This window comes from Mycobacterium gordonae (assembly GCF_002101675.1).
Classification (GTDB): Bacteria; Actinomycetota; Actinomycetes; order Mycobacteriales; family Mycobacteriaceae; genus Mycobacterium; species Mycobacterium gordonae.
The window spans coordinates 76,935-92,768 of the sequence record NZ_LQOY01000022.1; the positions used below are offsets into that span (position 1 = coordinate 76,935).

General features: G+C 66.2%; 18 protein-coding genes. 11 read left to right on the top strand and 7 right to left on the bottom strand.

Annotated elements, in window-relative coordinates; genetic code table 11:
- Window positions 1–15: 15 nt before the first annotated feature.
- Both AWC08_RS04240 and ppgK read right to left on the bottom strand, forming a co-directional pair.
- Window positions 16–1,500: an RNA polymerase sigma factor gene (locus AWC08_RS04240; RefSeq protein ID WP_065134428.1), complete on the bottom strand. Its 1,485-nt coding sequence runs from the start codon at window positions 1,498–1,500 to the stop codon at window positions 16–18.
- A 178-nt stretch (window positions 1,501–1,678) separates the two neighbouring features.
- The gene (gene ppgK / locus AWC08_RS04245) at window positions 1,679–2,473 is read right to left on the bottom strand and encodes a polyphosphate--glucose phosphotransferase (protein WP_065134411.1); all 795 of its coding nucleotides are present in this window, start codon (window positions 2,471–2,473) and stop codon (window positions 1,679–1,681) included.
- A gap of 115 nt (window positions 2,474–2,588) precedes the next feature.
- On the opposite strand from ppgK, the gene AWC08_RS04250 reads away from it, so the two are divergent.
- Entirely contained in the window at window positions 2,589–3,467 is an 879-nt protein-coding gene (locus tag AWC08_RS04250) for an inositol monophosphatase family protein (RefSeq protein ID WP_069433081.1), read from the top strand.
- Between the two features lie 4 nt (window positions 3,468–3,471).
- On the opposite strand, the gene cei is transcribed toward AWC08_RS04250, so the two are convergent.
- Window positions 3,472–4,125 carry an envelope integrity protein Cei gene (gene cei, locus AWC08_RS04255; protein WP_065134413.1) on the bottom strand — a complete coding sequence of 218 codons (654 nt, stop codon included), beginning with the start codon at window positions 4,123–4,125 and terminating at the stop codon, window positions 3,472–3,474.
- A 190-nt stretch (window positions 4,126–4,315) separates the two neighbouring features.
- On the opposite strand from cei, the gene AWC08_RS04260 reads away from it, so the two are divergent.
- Complete coding sequence (locus AWC08_RS04260; RefSeq protein ID WP_003919098.1) at window positions 4,316–4,618, top strand: DUF4193 domain-containing protein; 303 nt, start codon at window positions 4,316–4,318, stop codon at window positions 4,616–4,618.
- 9 nt (window positions 4,619–4,627) lie between these two features.
- On the opposite strand, the gene AWC08_RS04265 is transcribed toward AWC08_RS04260, so the two are convergent.
- Window positions 4,628–5,104: a DUF3093 domain-containing protein gene (locus AWC08_RS04265; RefSeq protein ID WP_065134414.1), complete on the bottom strand. Its 477-nt coding sequence runs from the start codon at window positions 5,102–5,104 to the stop codon at window positions 4,628–4,630.
- Window positions 5,105–5,129: 25 nt separating this feature from the next.
- Here AWC08_RS04265 and dut point away from each other — a divergent pair, with 25 nt between their 5' ends.
- On the top strand, window positions 5,130–5,594 hold the full coding sequence (dut, locus tag AWC08_RS04270) for a dUTP diphosphatase (protein WP_065134415.1): 465 nt from the start codon (window positions 5,130–5,132) through the stop codon (window positions 5,592–5,594).
- A 53-nt stretch (window positions 5,595–5,647) separates the two neighbouring features.
- Entirely contained in the window at window positions 5,648–6,412 is a 765-nt protein-coding gene (locus AWC08_RS04275) for a DUF3710 domain-containing protein (RefSeq protein WP_065134416.1), read from the top strand.
- A gap of 116 nt (window positions 6,413–6,528) precedes the next feature.
- Here AWC08_RS04275 and AWC08_RS04280 read toward each other — a convergent pair whose 3' ends face one another.
- Window positions 6,529–7,230, bottom strand: coding sequence for a hypothetical protein (locus tag AWC08_RS04280; RefSeq protein ID WP_069433080.1), 702 nt, complete (start codon window positions 7,228–7,230; stop codon window positions 6,529–6,531).
- Between the two features lie 154 nt (window positions 7,231–7,384).
- Here AWC08_RS04280 and AWC08_RS04285 point away from each other — a divergent pair, with 154 nt between their 5' ends.
- Together AWC08_RS04285 and AWC08_RS04290 are read left to right on the top strand one after the other, a co-directional pair.
- Complete coding sequence (locus AWC08_RS04285) at window positions 7,385–7,753, top strand: OB-fold nucleic acid binding domain-containing protein (protein WP_055578430.1); 369 nt, start codon at window positions 7,385–7,387, stop codon at window positions 7,751–7,753.
- Window positions 7,754–7,786: 33 nt separating this feature from the next.
- Window positions 7,787–8,446, top strand: coding sequence for a DUF3159 domain-containing protein (locus AWC08_RS04290; protein WP_065134418.1), 660 nt, complete (start codon window positions 7,787–7,789; stop codon window positions 8,444–8,446).
- Here AWC08_RS04290 and AWC08_RS04295 read toward each other — a convergent pair.
- A complete protein-coding gene (locus AWC08_RS04295; RefSeq protein ID WP_065134419.1) occupies window positions 8,443–9,105 on the bottom strand; it encodes a potassium channel family protein in 663 nt (220 codons plus the stop codon). The genes AWC08_RS04290 and AWC08_RS04295 overlap by 4 nt on opposite strands.
- Before the next feature lie 31 nt (window positions 9,106–9,136).
- Window positions 9,137–9,808 (bottom strand): potassium channel family protein, encoded by a 672-nt coding sequence (locus AWC08_RS04300; RefSeq protein WP_065134420.1) that lies wholly within the window; start codon window positions 9,806–9,808, stop codon window positions 9,137–9,139.
- Between the two features lie 133 nt (window positions 9,809–9,941).
- Between AWC08_RS04300 and AWC08_RS04305 the strand changes: the two genes are divergently transcribed.
- The 5 genes from AWC08_RS04305 (at window position 9,942) to AWC08_RS04325 (ending at window position 15,665) form a co-directional block, all read left to right on the top strand.
- Entirely contained in the window at window positions 9,942–11,939 is a 1,998-nt protein-coding gene (locus tag AWC08_RS04305) for an APC family permease (RefSeq protein ID WP_065134421.1), read from the top strand.
- Complete coding sequence (locus AWC08_RS04310; RefSeq protein WP_142283400.1) at window positions 11,936–13,132, top strand: class I SAM-dependent RNA methyltransferase; 1,197 nt, start codon at window positions 11,936–11,938, stop codon at window positions 13,130–13,132. Before AWC08_RS04305 ends, AWC08_RS04310 begins: the two co-directional genes overlap by 4 nt.
- A 174-nt stretch (window positions 13,133–13,306) precedes the next feature.
- Window positions 13,307–14,200 carry an ABC transporter ATP-binding protein gene (locus AWC08_RS04315; protein ID WP_069433079.1) on the top strand — a complete coding sequence of 298 codons (894 nt, stop codon included), beginning with the start codon at window positions 13,307–13,309 and terminating at the stop codon, window positions 14,198–14,200.
- Window positions 14,197–14,907, top strand: a complete 711-nt coding sequence (locus AWC08_RS04320; RefSeq protein WP_069433078.1) for a fluoroquinolone export ABC transporter permease subunit — start codon at window positions 14,197–14,199, stop codon at window positions 14,905–14,907. Before AWC08_RS04315 ends, AWC08_RS04320 begins: the two co-directional genes overlap by 4 nt.
- Window positions 14,904–15,665: a fluoroquinolone transporter permease gene (locus AWC08_RS04325; protein WP_069433077.1), complete on the top strand. Its 762-nt coding sequence runs from the start codon at window positions 14,904–14,906 to the stop codon at window positions 15,663–15,665. Before AWC08_RS04320 ends, AWC08_RS04325 begins: the two co-directional genes overlap by 4 nt.
- Window positions 15,666–15,834: the final 169 nt, after the last annotated feature.

Sequence of the window (15,834 nt, forward strand, 5' to 3'; positions counted from 1 at the left end):
AACACGGAGTGTCGTTCAGTCCAGGTAGTCGCGCAGCACCTGTGAACGGCTGGGGTGGCGCAGCTTCGACATGGTCTTGGACTCGATCTGGCGGATCCGCTCGCGGGTCACCCCGTACACCTGGCCGATCTCGTCCAAGGTGCGCGGCTGGCCGTCGGTGAGCCCGAAGCGCAGCCGGACGACGCCGGCCTCGCGCTCGGAGAGTGTGTCGAGCACCGACTGCAGCTGGTCCTGCAGGAGCGTGAAGGAGACCGCGTCCACCGCGACGACGGCCTCGCTGTCTTCGATGAAGTCACCCAGCTGGCTGTCGCCCTCGTCGCCGATGGTCTGGTCCAGGGAAATGGGCTCCCGGGCGTACTGCTGGATCTCCAGCACCTTCTCCGGCGTGATGTCCATTTCCTTGGCGAGTTCCTCAGGGGTGGGCTCGCGGCCCAGGTCCTGCAGCAACTCGCGCTGGATGCGGCCCAGCTTGTTGATGACCTCGACCATGTGCACCGGGATGCGGATGGTGCGGGCCTGGTCGGCCATGGCACGGGTGATGGCCTGGCGGATCCACCAGGTCGCGTAGGTGGAGAACTTGTAGCCCTTGGTGTAGTCGAACTTCTCCACCGCGCGGATCAGACCGAGGTTGCCCTCCTGGATCAGGTCCAGGAACGCCATGCCACGGCCGGTGTAGCGCTTGGCCAGCGACACCACCAGACGCAGGTTCGCTTCCAGCAGATGGTTTTTCGCCCGATCGCCATCGCGGCAGATCCACATCATGTCGCGGCGCTGGGCGGCGGGCAGCTTCTCGCCGCGATCGTTGAGCTCCAGCATGAGTTGAGTCGCGTACAGGCCGGCCTCGATGCGCTTGGCCAGCTCGACCTCTTCCTCGGCGTTGAGCAGCGCTACCTTGCCGATCTGCTTGAGGTACGCGCGCACCGAGTCGGCCGAGGCGGTGAGCTCGGCGTCCTTGCGAGCCTGGCGCAACGCCTCAGACTCGTCTTCGTCCCACACGAAATCGCCGGAGGCCTTGTCCTTCTCGGTGGGCTCGGCGATGTCCTCGTCTTCCTCGACGGGGGCAGCGGTGACGACGGCGGCCGTCACGGCCTCGCCCTCCTCGGCGTCGCCCGCCTCGATGTCAGCGTCCACGGCATCGGGGGCCACGTCCTCGTCCAGGTCGTCAAGACTCAGATCGCCGGCGTCGATCTCCAGGTCGTCGCCGGGCTCCACTTCCAGCTCGGTGTCGAGTTCCTCGCCGGCCTCGAGCGTGACGTCGTCGGGTGCGGCGCTGTCGGCGTCCTTGGGCTGGGCTGCCGGAGCTTTGGCGGCGGCCTTGGCGCGGGTCTTCCTCGGAGCCGCGCCGGGCGCCGCATCCACCGCAGGTCCGGCGGCTTTTGCGGCCCGTTTCGCGGGAGCGGAGCCGGTGGCGGCCTTGGCCGCCGTGCGCTTGGCGGGAGACTTCGCGGCGGTGCGCTTCACCGGCTCATCGGTTGCCGCACTTGCCTTGGTCGGTGCCACGTACACCCCTTCAGTTGGACGCACTTCCGGTGGGTCTGGGCATGGAAGACCGAAAGTGTCTGTTATGTCGAATGTCGGCGTTTGATATCAGCGTGAGTATCGCGCGCTATCGGTTTGGGCGGCCGCCGACGACCATTGTAACTTCACACTGTCCTCGTACTGGCCGAGCGGACAAAATTCAGTGCGTCACGTCGCCGGCTGAGGCCATAGCCGCGCCGACGATGCCCGCGGCGTTCTGCAGGGCGGCCGGCACGACCGGGGTGCGGTTTTGCAGCAGATGCACCCATTTGTCGGCCTTGCGGCTGATCCCGCCGCCGGCGATGAACAGGTCGGGCCAGATCGCGTTCTCGATGGCCACCAGCACCCTGGTGACCTGCTGGGCCCATTTCTCGTAGGTCCAGTTGTTTCGTTCCTTCACCGAGGACGCCGCCCGCTCCTCGGCCTCCTTGCCCCCCACCTCGATGTGGCCGAACTCGGTGTTGGGAATCAGCTTCCCGTTGTGGATGACCGCCGAACCGATGCCGGTGCCGAAGGTGAGCAGGACGACCAGCCCCTCATGGCCTTTGCCGGCGCCGTAACGTTCCTCGGCCAGCCCCGCGGCGTCGGCGTCGTTGAGGATCGTGACGTCCTGGCCTGCGAGTTCGGCGCTGATTATGTCGCGCGCGTTGGTTCCGATCCATGCCTTGTCGACGTTGGCCGCCGTCTGCACGATCCCGTGCGTGACCACGCCCGGATAGGTGACCCCGAGCGGTCCGGTCCAGCCGAATCCGTTGACGACTTCGGCGATGGTCTTGGCGACGGCGTCGGGGGTGGCGGGCTGCGGCGTGAGCAGTTTGATCCGGTCACCGATCAACTGCCCGGTGTCCAGATCGACGATCGCGCCCTTGATGCCGCTTCCGCCGACGTCGATTCCGAAGCCTCGGCGCTGCGACGGGGAACCGACGGGGTCAATTCCAGAGGCGGTGCTGGTCATCGAAATCTCCTCGGCGAGACTTTGGTGGTCCGCCCACCTTATCGACCCGGCACCGCAAACGGGGTGAGGCGGGTTGCGTCCGTCGAGGAGTCGGCCGTTGTGTTCCGATAGATCGGTGACATCCCCCGACAAACCCGGTGCCGAGCCCGCGCACCTGCGCGAGGTGGCCGTCACGGTCGCCACCGAGGCGGCTGCGTTCGTGCGGCGCCGGCGCGCTGAGGTGTTCGGCCCCAGCACAGAACGTGCCCCCGGTGACGACGCGGTACACGCCAAGACGACCCCCACCGATCCGGTGACGGTCGTCGACACCGAGACCGAACAGTTGCTGCGGGACCGACTGGCGGTGCTCGCGCCCGGCGACCCCATCCTCGGCGAGGAGGGTGGTGGGCCGCGCGATGCGGCGGCCGATGGTGCCGGCGCGGTCACCTGGGTCCTCGACCCCATCGACGGGACGGTGAACTTCGTTTACGGCATCCCCGCCTACGCAGTGTCGGTCGGCGCGCAGATCGACGGGGTGTCGGTGGCCGGCGCGGTAGCCGATGTCGTTGCGGGCCGGGTGTATTCGGCGGCCAGCGGGCTCGGCGCCCACGTCACCGACGGCCACGGGAGCCAGGAGTTGCGGTGCACCGCCGTGACCGAGCTGTCGATGGCGCTGCTGGGCACCGGGTTCGGCTACTCACCCAGCCGCCGGGTGCGTCAGGCCGAGTTGGTGGCACAAATGCTGCCGGTGGTGCGAGACGTGCGGCGCATCGGTTCGGCGGCCCTAGATCTGTGCATGGTGGCGGCCGGGCACTTGGATGCGTATTACGAGCATGGTCTGCAGGTGTGGGATTGCGCGGCGGGCGCGCTGATCGCCGCGGAGGCCGGCGCCCGGGTGGTGTTGCCGCCGCCGGGCGCGAACGGGGCAGGCCTGGTGCTCGCCGCGGCGCCGGGCATCGCCGACGCATTGCTGGCGGCACTGCGGCACGTCGGGGGTTCGGATCCGATCGACTGAACCGTCAGCAGCTGTTTGCGTGGATCTTGGCCAGCAGCGCATGATCGGCCGGCTCGGTGGCCCCCGGACGCAGCGTCGCCAGTACGGCGTCGATGTCGTCGTTGTGGGCCAGGGAGTTGAAGTCGGTGCCGAGGGCCAGATCGACGGAGTCGTCACCGCGGCTGTCGTGGAACAGTTCGGTGCACGGCGCAACCAGCCACAGCGCCGCCGCGGTGGCTTGCCCGGCGGTGCCGAACCGGATCTGACCCTGACAGTTCAGCCGGGTGCCGGCGTAGATCGGGTCGTTGGCGGACGTGGGTTGCGCGAAGCCCAAATCCTGTAGCGCACCGGCGATGTCGCCGGCCTGACCGCCTCGGCCGCTGGCATTGAGCACCCGGACCTTGGCGTCGCTGAGCTTGGCGGGAGCGACGTCGATCATTTCCGTACGCGACACCTGATCGCCGAGCTTGGCCGGCGTGTCAGTTCCGGTCGCCGGAGGGGGAGGGTTGCACACGGCGGCCTCGCGGACATCGGCGGGCCGGGTAAGCGCGACCGTCCACACCACGCCGGTCACCACCACGAGGAAAATGACGACGATGATGGCGGGGCGGGGATTGCGTCGCCGGAAGGGCCGACCGTGCTTGTCGAAGGCGGTACCCTCGGTGATGTGTGCAACCACACATGCACTCTAATCGCACCGTAAACGCACCGTTTAAGGCCAAGTACAGGGCCATTCCAACAGTGTGACGCAAATCACATCCAATCCACCCGTATTACGGGCACGAATAGTTTGGTGCAAGCGTTCGACGCTGGTACAAAGCGTTCCTTGAGCTTATGAGGGCCCTGAGGGGATAAGGACGGGGAAGAAGATGCCTACCGACTATGACGCTCCGCGGCGTACCGAGACTGACGATGTCTCGGAAGACTCGCTGGAGGAGCTCAAAGCACGACGCAACGAGGCGGCGTCAGCCGTCGTCGACGTCGACGAATCCGAGTCCGCCGAGTCGTTCGAACTCCCTGGCGCCGACCTTTCGGGTGAAGAACTGTCGGTGCGCGTGATTCCGAAGCAGGCTGACGAATTCACTTGCTCGAGTTGCTTTTTGGTGCAACACCGCAGCCGGCTCGCCAGCGAGAAGAACGGCGTGATGATCTGTACCGATTGCGCGGCCTGAGCGCCGCACTCAGCTTCGCAGCGCCGACAGCACCCGCTCGGGATGCCGGCAGCTCACGAGCCAGTACGGCGTCGGGTCATCGGGATCATCGAGCACCAACAACACCATCGGGCCCACCCAGGCTCGGTGCAGGACGTAGGCCGCGGGGTCGAGTTGACGGCCCAGAGCGGCCGACTTGGCGGTGCGCGCTATCTCCGCGGACCGGGAGACGACAGTGACCGGCAGATGCGCATCACCGGCCCATAGTTCGACTCCGGCGTCGCCGGCCGCCACCCGAATCTCCACGCGGCCCAGCCACAGCAGTACCCCGGTTGCGACGGCGAACAGTGTTGCGAACGGCAGCCAGGCGGGCAACGAGCGGATGCCCAGGTTGACCTCATACGCGATGACCCCGGCGAGCGTGAAACCCAGGGGCCACCACCACCAGGGCACCCACAGCCGCTCGCGATATCGCACGCTTTGCGGCGCGACGCGCGTATCGGACACGCGGTCAAGGGTAGTCTGTGCCCCCGTGTCGACCAGTCTGGCCATAGTCCGCCTCGACCCCGGCCTCCCGATGCCCAGCCGCGCCCACGACGGCGATGCGGGCGTCGACCTGTTCAGCGCCCAAGACGTCGAGCTGGCACCTGGTCACCGTGCTCTGGTGGGTACCGGCATCGCGGTTGCCGTCCCGTTCGGCATGGTCGGTCTGATACATCCCCGCTCCGGGCTCGCATCCCGGGTGGGGCTGTCGATCGTCAACAGTCCCGGGACCATCGACGCCGGTTATCGTGGCGAAATCAAGGTCGCGCTGATCAACCTCGACCCCAGCACCCCGATCGTGGTGCACCGCGGCGACCGCATTGCCCAGTTGTTGATCCAGCGGGTCGAATTGGTCGAGTTGGTGGAGGTTGCGTCATTCGACGAAGCCGGGCTGGCAGAAACGTCCCGTGGCGAAGGTGGTCACGGTTCTTCGGGCGGGCACGCGAGTCTGTGACCGTGGACGACGAAGCGATGAGGACGACGAAGCGATGAGAAGGAGCGGCGCTGATGCCAGCATTCGGTAGACGCACACGCAAGGACGACAGCGCTTCGGAACCGCAGCCGGCTGATCCACCTCGGGTCGAAGAAGGCGTTGAGCAGGGCGCCGCCGACGACGAGTCGCTCGAGGGCCCCTTCGACATCGAGGACTTCGACGACCCGGCCGACGCCGAGGTGGCCCGACTCGATCTGGGCTCGGTGCTGATTCCCATGCCGGCGGCGGGTCAGGTGCAGGTCGAGCTGACCGAGACCGGTGTGCCCAGCGCCGTATGGGTGGTCACGCCCAACGGGCGATTCACCATCGCCGCCTACGCAGCCCCCAAGACGGCGGGCCTGTGGCGCGAGGTGGCCAGCGAGCTCGCCGACTCGCTGCGCAAAGACTCGGCCAAGGTTTCCATCAAGGACGGGCCGTGGGGGCGCGAAGTTATCGGCTCTGCCTCCGGCGCGGTGCGCTTCATCGGCGTCGACGGCTACCGCTGGATGATCCGGTGCGTGGTCAACGGACCGCACGAGACCATCGACGCCCTGACCGACGAGGCCCGGGAAGCGTTGGCGGACACCGTCGTTCGCCGTGGCGATACGCCGCTACCGGTACGCACCCCATTGCCGGTGCAGCTGCCTGAGCCGATGGTGCAGCAGCTGCGCGAGGCCGCGGCCGCACAACAGAGCGGCGACGAGGCCCAAGCGCCGACCCCGTCGGACCAGCCGGCCGCGCGCCGCTCCACCGAGGGGTCGGCGATGCAGCAGTTGCGCAGCACCTCAACCGGCGGGTAGCCCGCCGGCGCGGGTCAGCGATCGAGACTGAGCCCACGGCCAACAAAACGCCGTCAATCGCGCCGTTCACGCAGTCTCGTTGCCGCCGTCGCAGGCTCGGCGGTACTGAGCGCAGATCAGCCCACATCGCCCAGGGCTGCCAGGCAGGCCGCACCCAGCGCTGCCGGGCGCGCCCCGAATTCGTCCAGCGTGACGGTGCGCAGCGCTGCCCGCGGCGCCGCGGTCGCCCAGTCGACGCCGACCTGCAGCGGGTGAATCGGGTCGTCGACCGCGGCCGCCACACCCAATGGCCTGACCAGCCGCGCCAGCTCGGCACGGGTCGGTGCGACATAGGACGCCGCCTCCTCCATGGCGTCCGGCAGCAGCGGCCATTGCACCGCCCAGGACCGGGCCAGCTCATCGGCCAGCCAGGCCGGGCTGGAGGCCCGCATCTGCGCCGTCGTGGCTTGCAGGCCGTCGCGGCGCAACTGCGCGGCCGTGTAGCGCGCGGCCAGCGCCGCGGGTGCCGCGCTGGGGTCCCCGGCCCAGGCCGGTAAGGCCGCCAGGACGGCGATCGTGCGCTCCGGATGCGCCAGCGCCCACGCTGTAGCCACCGCGGCGCCTATCGATACGCCGCCGACCGCGATCGGTCCGGCACGAGCCGCATCGTCCAGCGCGGCGACGTAACTGTCGAGCAATCGGTGCGGTTGGGGCGCGGGTGTGACCAACACCGCACCGACTGCCTGCAGCGGTGCCGAAAATGCCCGGTGAACGTAGCTTTCGTCAGACCCGGTTCCGGCCAGCAACACCGTCGTGACACCGCGCAAATCGACAACCACCTCCCCATACTGCCCGGTGCTGCAGAAGACCCGAAGATCAGTGGTTTCATCCGTGTGGCATCAGGGAACCAACAGGTCTACGGTGACCGTTGGCATAGTGAAATGCTTCATTAACACGAAGCTTTCTAACGACGTCGAAGTGTCAGGAGTGGCCATGGGGGCCCAAGGGTATCTACGCCGGCTCACCCGTCGGTTGACGGAGGACCCGGAGCAACGCGACGTCGAAGAATTGTCCGACGAAGTCCTCAATACCGGCGCACAGCGCGCCATCGACTGCCAGCGCGGCCAGGAGGTCACGATGGTGGGCACGCTGCGCAGCGTCGAGACGAACGGCAAGGGATGTTCCGGAGGGGTTCGCGCGGAATTGTTCGACGGCAGCGACACGGTGACGCTGGTATGGCTGGGGCAGCGACGCATCCCGGGCATCGAGTCCGGACGCACCCTGCGGGTGCGGGGCCGGATGGGCAAGATGGAGAACGGCACCAAAGCCATCTACAACCCGCACTACGAAATTCAGCGGTGACCGGTTTCATCACCGTGAGCGTGTCGAAATCTCGTGAGCGATAACCGTTTCAACGCCGAGCGCCTGCTGGCGCAGGCCGGTGGGGTGAGCGGCCTCGTCTACTCCTCGTTGCCGGTGGTGACGTTCGTGATCGCGTCCAGCGTCGGCGGCCTCCTGCCCGCGATCGGCAGTGCGGTGGGTGCGGCGGCCCTGGTCCTGCTGTGGCGGCTGGTCCGCCGAGACTCGTTGCAGCCGGCCGTGTCCGGTTTCTTCGGTGTCGCGGTGTGCGCGCTGATCGCATACCTGGTCGGACAGTCCAAAGGGTATTTCCTGCTGGGCATCTGGATGTCGTTGTTCTGGGCGGTCGTGTTCGCCCTGTCGATCGTGATCCGGCGTCCGGTGGTGGGTTATCTGTGGAGCTGGGCCAGCGGCCGCGACAACGGCTGGCGTGCCGTGTCGCGCGCGGTCTACGCGTTCGATATCGCGACGCTGTGCTGGACGGTGGTTTTCGTCGCACGTTTCGGCGTCCAGGGCCATCTCTACGAGGTCGGCAAGACCGGCTGGCTGGGGGTGACCCGGATCGCCATGGGATGGCCCCTGACCGCCCTGGCCGCTTTGGTGACGTACGGGGCGATCAAAGCCGTGCTGCGTGCCCTGCCGGACGGTGAGCGTCCGGTGGCTGCCGAGATCGACGGCGAACCCGTACGGGACTAACTCGTCGGCAGCAGCAGCTTGCGCAGTTCCTCTTCGGCCTCGGTGACCGCGACGAACAGCAACTCGTCGCCGCCTTCGAGCGGTTCGTCACCCTCCGGGACGATCACCCGCGGACCCCGCAGAATGGTCACCAGCGAGACGTCGCGCGGCAACTGCAGCTTGCGAACCGGCTTGCCGCCCCACGGGGTGTCATCCGGCAGGGTGATCTCGACCAGATTGGCTTGGCCCTTACGGAACTCCATCAGCCGCACCAGGTCGCCCACCGCGACGGCTTCCTCGATCAACGAGGCCAGCATGCGCGGGGTGGACACCGCCACGTCGACGCCCCAGGCGTCGGTGAACAGCCATTCGTTGCGTGGGTCGTTGACCCGGGCCACCACCCGCGGCACTGCGAATTCGGTCTTGGCCAGCAGGCTGAGGACGACGTTCACCTTGTCGTCACCGGTGGCGGCGACGACGACGTCAAAGTCTTCGAGGTGCATCTGTTCGAGCAGGCTCAACTCGCAGGCATCACCCAGCAGCCAGTGCGCGGCGGGGATGGCATCGGTGTCGAGATGGTCGGCGTTGCGTTCGATCAGGGTCACGTCGTGCTTGTTCGCGACGAGTTCGCGGGTGACCGAGCGCCCGACGGCGCCCGCGCCGGCGACAGCTACCTTCATGATTCTCTGCCCCAGCCGTTCTCAGCGCGCGTCATTTGTCCAAGTCCTCGCTCGGCGGCAGCGCCGCAATGGCCACGGCTTCAGCCGCGCGCCCGGAAATGGCCGCTACATAGACCTGATCACCCGCCTGTAGCACGGTTTTGGGTTCGGGCAGGATGCCGGTGCCGAACCGGATCAGGAACGCCACCCGCGCGCCGGTGGCCTGCTCCAGGTCGGTGGCGCGGCGTCCGACCCAGTCTTCGTGCAGCACCACCTGCGCGACGGCGACGGTGCCCGTCGGATCTCGCCATTTGGCGGTCTCGGTCTCCTGGGTCAGCGCATTGAGCAGACGATCGGTTGTCCACGGCACGGTCGCGATCGTCGGGATGCCCAGACGTTCGTACACCTCGGCGCGCTTGGCGTCATAGATTCGCGCGACCACGCGGCGCACGCCGAAGGTCTCCCGGGCCAGCCGCGCCGAGATGATGTTGGAGTTGTCGCCGGAGGACACCGCGGCGAATGCGTCGGCCCCTTCGATCCCGGCTCGCAACAGGACGTCGCGGTCGAAACCCTGGCCGAGCACCCGGTCGCCGTCGAACTCGGGACTGAGCCGGTTGAAGGCGGCGCTGTCGCGGTCGATGACCGCCACGTCGTGGCCGATTCGGTACAGCCCGTCGGCCACCGAAGAACCGACCCGGCCGCAGCCCATCACAACCACCTTCACTCGGAGGTCCTTTCGGTTGTGTCCTGCGCGTCATTGTGATCGGCAACCGATTTCGGCGGGCCGATTTCGGTCGTGAAAATTCTCGCCTACGGAACGCTACCGCCAAACCCGGGTGGGCTTACTCTTGGCTCTCGTGTCCAAACTTTCAACCGCTGCGCGCCGTTTGCTTATCGGACGGCCGTTTCGCAGCGATCGGCTGGCCCACACGCTGCTGCCCAAGCGGATCGCCCTGCCGGTGTTCGCCTCCGACGCCCTGTCCTCGGTGGCCTACGCCCCCGAAGAGATCTTCCTGATGCTGTCGATCGGCGGTTTGGCGGCCTACGCGCTGTCGCCGTGGATCGGGCTGGCGGTGGCCGCGGTCATGTTGGTGGTGGTGGCCAGTTACCGGCAGAACGTGCACGCCTACCCCTCCGGCGGCGGCGACTACGAGGTGGTCACCACAAATCTCGGCCCCACCGCCGGCTTGACGGTGGCCAGCGCACTGATGGTTGATTACGTTCTCACCGTTGCCGTTTCGACCGCGTCGGCAATGTCGAACATCGGCTCGGCGCTGCCGGTGGTGGCCCACCACAAGGTGTGGTTCTGCGTCGCCGCGATCCTGCTGGTGACGGCGATGAATCTGCGCGGGGTGCGCGAGTCCGGGTTGGCGTTCGCCATCCCGACCTACGGCTTCATCATCGGCGTGACCGGCATGATCGGCTGGGGCCTGTTCCGCATCTTCGTGTTGGGAAACCCCCTCAAGGCGGAGTCGGCAAACTTCCAGATGCACTCCGAGCACGGGAAAATCGTCGGCTTCGCGCTGGTTTTCCTGATGGCGCGGGCGTTCTCCTCGGGCTGCGCCGCGCTCACCGGTGTCGAGGCGATCAGCAACGGCGTGCCGGCGTTCGAGAAGCCCAAGTCGAAGAACGCGGCCACCACGCTGCTGATGCTGGGTGCCATCGCGGTCACCCTGCTCATGGGCATCATCGTGCTGGCCAAGAAGATCGGGGTGCAGCTGGTCAGCGATCCGGCGACGCAACTGGCCGGGGCGCCGGCCAGTTACTACCAGAAGACGTTGGTCACCCAGCTTGCCGAAACCGTTTTCGGCAACTTCCACATCGGGTTCGTGCTGATCACAGCCGTGACGGCGCTCATCCTGGTGCTGGCCGCCAACACGGCATTCAACGGCTTCCCGGTGCTGGGCTCGGTGCTGGCCCAGCACAGCTATCTGCCCCGGCAGCTGCACACCCGTGGCGACCGCCTGGCGTTCTCCAACGGCATCGTGTTCCTGTCGGTGTCGGCGCTGCTGGCGATCATCGCGTTCCGGGCCGAGCTGAGCGCGCTGATCCAGCTGTACATCGTCGGGGTGTTCATCTCGTTCACGCTGAGCCAGATCGGCATGGTGCGGCACTGGACCAGGCTGCTGCGCACCGAAACCGACCCCGCGGCGCGCCGGCGCATGATGCGTTCGCGGATCGTCAACACCATCGGCTTCATCGCGACCGGCGCGGTGCTGCTGGTCGTGATGGTCACCAAATTCCTGGCCGGTGCGTGGATTGCGATCGTCGCCATGGCGCTGCTGTTCATGCTGATGAAGCTGATCCGCCGCCACTACGACGGCGTCACCCGCGAACTGGCCGAGCAGGCCGCCGAACACGGCGGCGAGATGGTGTTGCCCAGCCGCAACCACGCCCTGGTGCTGGTGTCGAAGTTGCACCTGCCCACGCTGCGCGCTTTGGCCTACGCCCGCGCGACGCGGCCCGACGTGCTCGAGGCAGTCACGGTGAGCGTCGATGACGCCGAAACCCGCGAGTTGGTCCACGAGTGGGAGGAAAGCGACGTCAGCGTTCCGCTGAAGGTGATCGCGTCCCCCTACCGGGAAGTCACCCGGCCGGTACTCGATTACGTCAAGCGGGTCAGCAAGGAATCGCCGCGCACCGTGGTGACGGTGTTCATCCCGGAGTATGTGGTAGGCCGCTGGTGGGAACAGTTGCTGCACAACCAGAGTGCGCTGCGGCTCAAGGGGCGCCTGTTGTTCATGCCCGGCGTGATGGTGACTTCGGTGCCCTGGCAGCTGACGTCTTCTGAACGGGTCAAGGCGCTGCAGCCGCACGTAGCTCCCGGCGACGCCCGTCGAGGCATCTTCGATTGAACGACCAACCCGCCCGCGGGGAACTGACTCTGGTCACCGGTGCCCCCGCCAACGGCGGCAGCTGCATTGCACATCACGAGGGCCGGGTGGTCTTCGTCCGCTACGCGCTGCCCGGCGAACGAGTGCGGGTCCGGGTGACGGCGGATCGCGGATCATATTGGCACGCAGAGGTTGTCGAGGTGCTCGAGGCCTCGACGGAACGTACGGATTCGTTGTGCCCGATCGCCGGTGTGGACGGCGCCGGATGCTGCGACCTTGCGTTCGTGGTGCCAGAGGCCGCACGCGCTCTCAAGGCGCAGGTGGTGGCCAACCAGTTGGACCGGCTGGGCGGACACAGCTGGACGGGGACGGCCGAGACGCTCTCCGGCACCGGCTCGACCGGTTGGCGCACTCGGGTTCGGCTCGACGTCGGAGCCGACCGGCACCCCGGGTTCCACCGGTACCACAGCGAGCAACTGGTTACCGACCTGCGCTGCGGACAGTTGCCGGCCGGGATGCTGAACGGGCTGGCCGGGCCCGATTGGCCTGCCGGTGCGCATGTGCACGTGGTCGTGGACGACGACGGCGAGCGTCACGTCCTGCGCACCGTGCGCCAGGGTAAGCGCACGGTGTCGAAGGTCATCGAAGGTAGCTACCACGCAGTGCAGCGGGTCGGGGCGCGCAGTTGGCGAGTGCCGGTGACGGCGTTCTGGCAGTCGCATCGGGATGGCGCGCGCGTGTACAGCGAGTTGGTCGCGGACTGGGCGCAACCCGCGTCCGGTGCGACGGCCTGGGACCTGTACGGCGGAGCCGGAGTCTTCGCCGCGGTGCTCGGCACCGCGGTGGGCGAGTCCGGCCGGGTGCTGACCGTCGACACCGCGCGGGGTGCTTCGGGTGCGGCGCGTGCCGCCCTGGCCGATCTGCCGCAGGTCGAGGTCGCCACGGACTCGGTGCGCCGGGCGCTGACCGCGCAGGACCGGGTAGCCGACGTCGCGGTGCTGGATCCGCCACGAACCGGCGCCGGGCGTGAGGTGATCGATCTGATGGCCGCCGCGGGTGTGCCGCGGGTCGTGCACATCGGTTGCGAAGCAGCATCTTTCGCCCGCGACATCGGTTTGTACCGGGGCCACGGCTACACCGTCGAGCGGATCAGGGTCTTCGATGCGTTCCCGCTGACCCACCACGTGGAGTGCGTGGCTCTGCTGACCCGGTAGGTTCGGGCCGGCCCTTGAATGCTGTCCAACGCGAGTGCGGCTGGGTGGGGCTAAACGCTGGGTCGGCGCGCGGATTCCCTCGGCGCGGGTTGTTATTGACTATGCTGACGACGGCGCTCCGGGAAGTCTGGTCGGAACTTGGGAAACTCGTCCCTACCGAAAGGAACTCCGCGCATGCCGGGCCCCGAAATCGCTGCTAAGAGCAGTGACGTCATCCGAGTCCGGGCGCTGGGTTTCACGTATCCGAAATCGTCGGTGTCAGCCGTACGGGGCATGAACTTCAGCGTCGGCCGGGGTGAGATCTTCGGCTTCCTTGGTCCCAGCGGGGCGGGCAAGTCCACCACTCAACGAATTCTCATCGGCTTATTGCGCGGCCACACCGGTGAAGTCGTAGTGTTTGGAGAAGATCCGACAGCGTGGGGCCCGGACTACTACGAACGCATCGGCGTATCTTTCGAATTGCCAAACCATTACCAAAAGCTGACAGGGTTGGAGAATCTGCGATTCTTCGGTTCGCTGTACGCGCGACCGACGTTGGATCCGATGCACTTGTTGGAGGCCGTGGGTCTGGCAAAGGATGCTCATTCGCGAGTGGGCAAGTATTCCAAGGGAATGCAGATGCGCTTGACCTTCGCCAGGGCATTGATCAACGATCCGGAGTTACTGTTCCTGGATGAGCCCACTTCCGGTCTGGATCCGGTGAACGCCCGCACCGTCAAGGACATGATCTTGGACCTTAAAGCGCGCGGCCGCACTGTCTTCCTCACCACACACGACATGAAGACTGCGGATGAGTTATGTGATCGGGTGGCATTCGTCGTCGACGGGGAGATCGTCGCGCTCGACCGGCCCTCCGAGCTCAAGATTGCCCGGAGTCGGCGCATGCTCAGAGTCGAATACCGAAGCCGTGCTGGCGATCTGCGCGGCGCCGAGTTTCCGATGGATACCCTGGCCGATGATCCCGCCTTCTACGCGGTGCTCAAAGAACACCGGGTCGAGACGATCCACAGTCGCGAAGCAAGCCTCGACGATGTCTTCGTTGAGGTCACCGGTAGGCGGTTAGCGTGACGCGGCTGCTGACGGCGCTGCGACTGGAGCTGACACTGCAAGTCCGCCAGCGCTTCTTGCACGCGGCGGTTTTTTCAGGACTCATTTGGCTCGCGGTGCTGTTGCCGATGCCCGCCCACTTGCGTCCGGTCGCTGAGCCGTACGTGCTCGCCGGCGACGTCACGATCATCGGGTTCTTCTTCATCGCCGGCTCGGTGTTCTTCGAAAAACAAGAGCGGACTCTGAGCGCGGTGATTGCCAGCCCATTGCGGTTTGTTGAGTTCTTGTCCGCCAAACTAATTGTGCTGCTGGCCGTATCGGTGTTTGTGGCTGTTTCGGTGACTACCATCGTTCATGGCTTTTCGTACCGTCCAGTCCCCATGATTGCCGGCGTCGTGCTAGGAACGTTGCTGATGCTGCTGGTGGGATTCATCAGTTCGTTGCCGTTCGATTCGATCAGCGACTGGTTCCTGGCCGCAACCGTTCCCCTGGCTGTGATGAATCTTCCTCTTCTGCACTACTCCGGCCTCTGGCCCAAGCCGGTGCTCTATCTGTTACCCACGCAGGGGCCACTGTTGTTATTGGGGGCTGCCTTCGACCAGCGGCAGCTGGCACCATGGCAAATTGGTTACGCGCTGGTCTACCCGGCGTTGTGCGTAGCCGGACTGCAATGGGTGTCTGGCAAGCTGTTCGTCCGTTATGTTGTGACGACGGCCGGCGTCCAGTGACGGCCTATCCCCGCTCGGTTCGAGCGCTTAAAGCCTTTGGCATCAACGACATTCGCGGTACGTATCGCGACCCATTGTTGGTGATGATCGTCGTTGCACCCGTTATCTGGACGTCTGCCGTCGCTTTGCTCACCCCGCGCGTGACCGCCATGCTGGCGCGTGTTCACCATTTCAACCTGGTTCCCTACTATCCGTTGATCCTGACCGGATTCTTGTTGTTGACGAGCATCATCATCGTGGGTGGCCTGGCCGCCTTCCTGGTCCTAGATGAGGCGGACGCCGGTACGTTGACCGCACTGCGAGTAACCCCGGTGCCGCTGTCGATGTATTTCGCTTACCGCGCGGCAACTGTGATGGTGGTAACCACCGTCTACGTGATCACTACGATGTCGTTCAGTGGCATTCTCGATCCGAGCCTGATTCCGGCATTGATCCCGATTGGATTGCTGGCCGGACTTTCGGCGGTCGTGACGCTGTTGCTGATTATCGCGATGGCCAGCAACAAGATTCAGGGTTTGGCCATGCTTCGCGCGCTTGGCATGCTGATCGCAGGCCTGCCGTGCCTGCCATGGTTCATCCACTCCGGCTGGAGCCTGACCTTCGGCGTATTGCCGCCTTACTGGGCAGCCAAATCGTTTTGGGTGGCCAGCGCGCATGGAGTGTGGTGGCCTTACCTGCTCGCCGGTTTCGCTTACAATTCGGCGGTCGCGGTGCCGTTGTTCCGACGCTTTACTCGCCAGGCGCGCGTGAGGACTTGACCTACACCTGTTTGGCGCACCGAAGCGGTGACCACATGTTCCGTGAGCACGCCCGCAACCTGGCGAGCAGACGCAAAATCCCCCTTTTTCGTGCCGGAAAAGGGGATTTTGCGTCTGCTGGGCACGGGCGATCCGTCCCGGCAGGCTAAACTCCTTCGCGGTGTGCCGG

Excerpts from the sequence above, each read along its gene's own strand:
- AWC08_RS04315 (WP_069433079.1), top strand. The coding sequence starts at position 13,307 with ATGCCGGGCCCCGAAATCGCTGCTAAGAGCAGTGACGTCATCCGAGTC.
- AWC08_RS04295 (WP_065134419.1), bottom strand. The coding sequence starts at position 9,105 with ATGAAGGTAGCTGTCGCCGGCGCGGGCGCCGTCGGGCGCTCGGTCACC.
- ppgK (WP_065134411.1), bottom strand. The coding sequence starts at position 2,473 with ATGACCAGCACCGCCTCTGGAATTGACCCCGTCGGTTCCCCGTCGCAG.
- AWC08_RS04285 (WP_055578430.1), top strand. The coding sequence starts at position 7,385 with ATGGGGGCCCAAGGGTATCTACGCCGGCTCACCCGTCGGTTGACGGAG.
- AWC08_RS04260 (WP_003919098.1), top strand. The coding sequence starts at position 4,316 with ATGCCTACCGACTATGACGCTCCGCGGCGTACCGAGACTGACGATGTC.
- AWC08_RS04275 (WP_065134416.1), top strand. The coding sequence starts at position 5,648 with ATGCCAGCATTCGGTAGACGCACACGCAAGGACGACAGCGCTTCGGAA.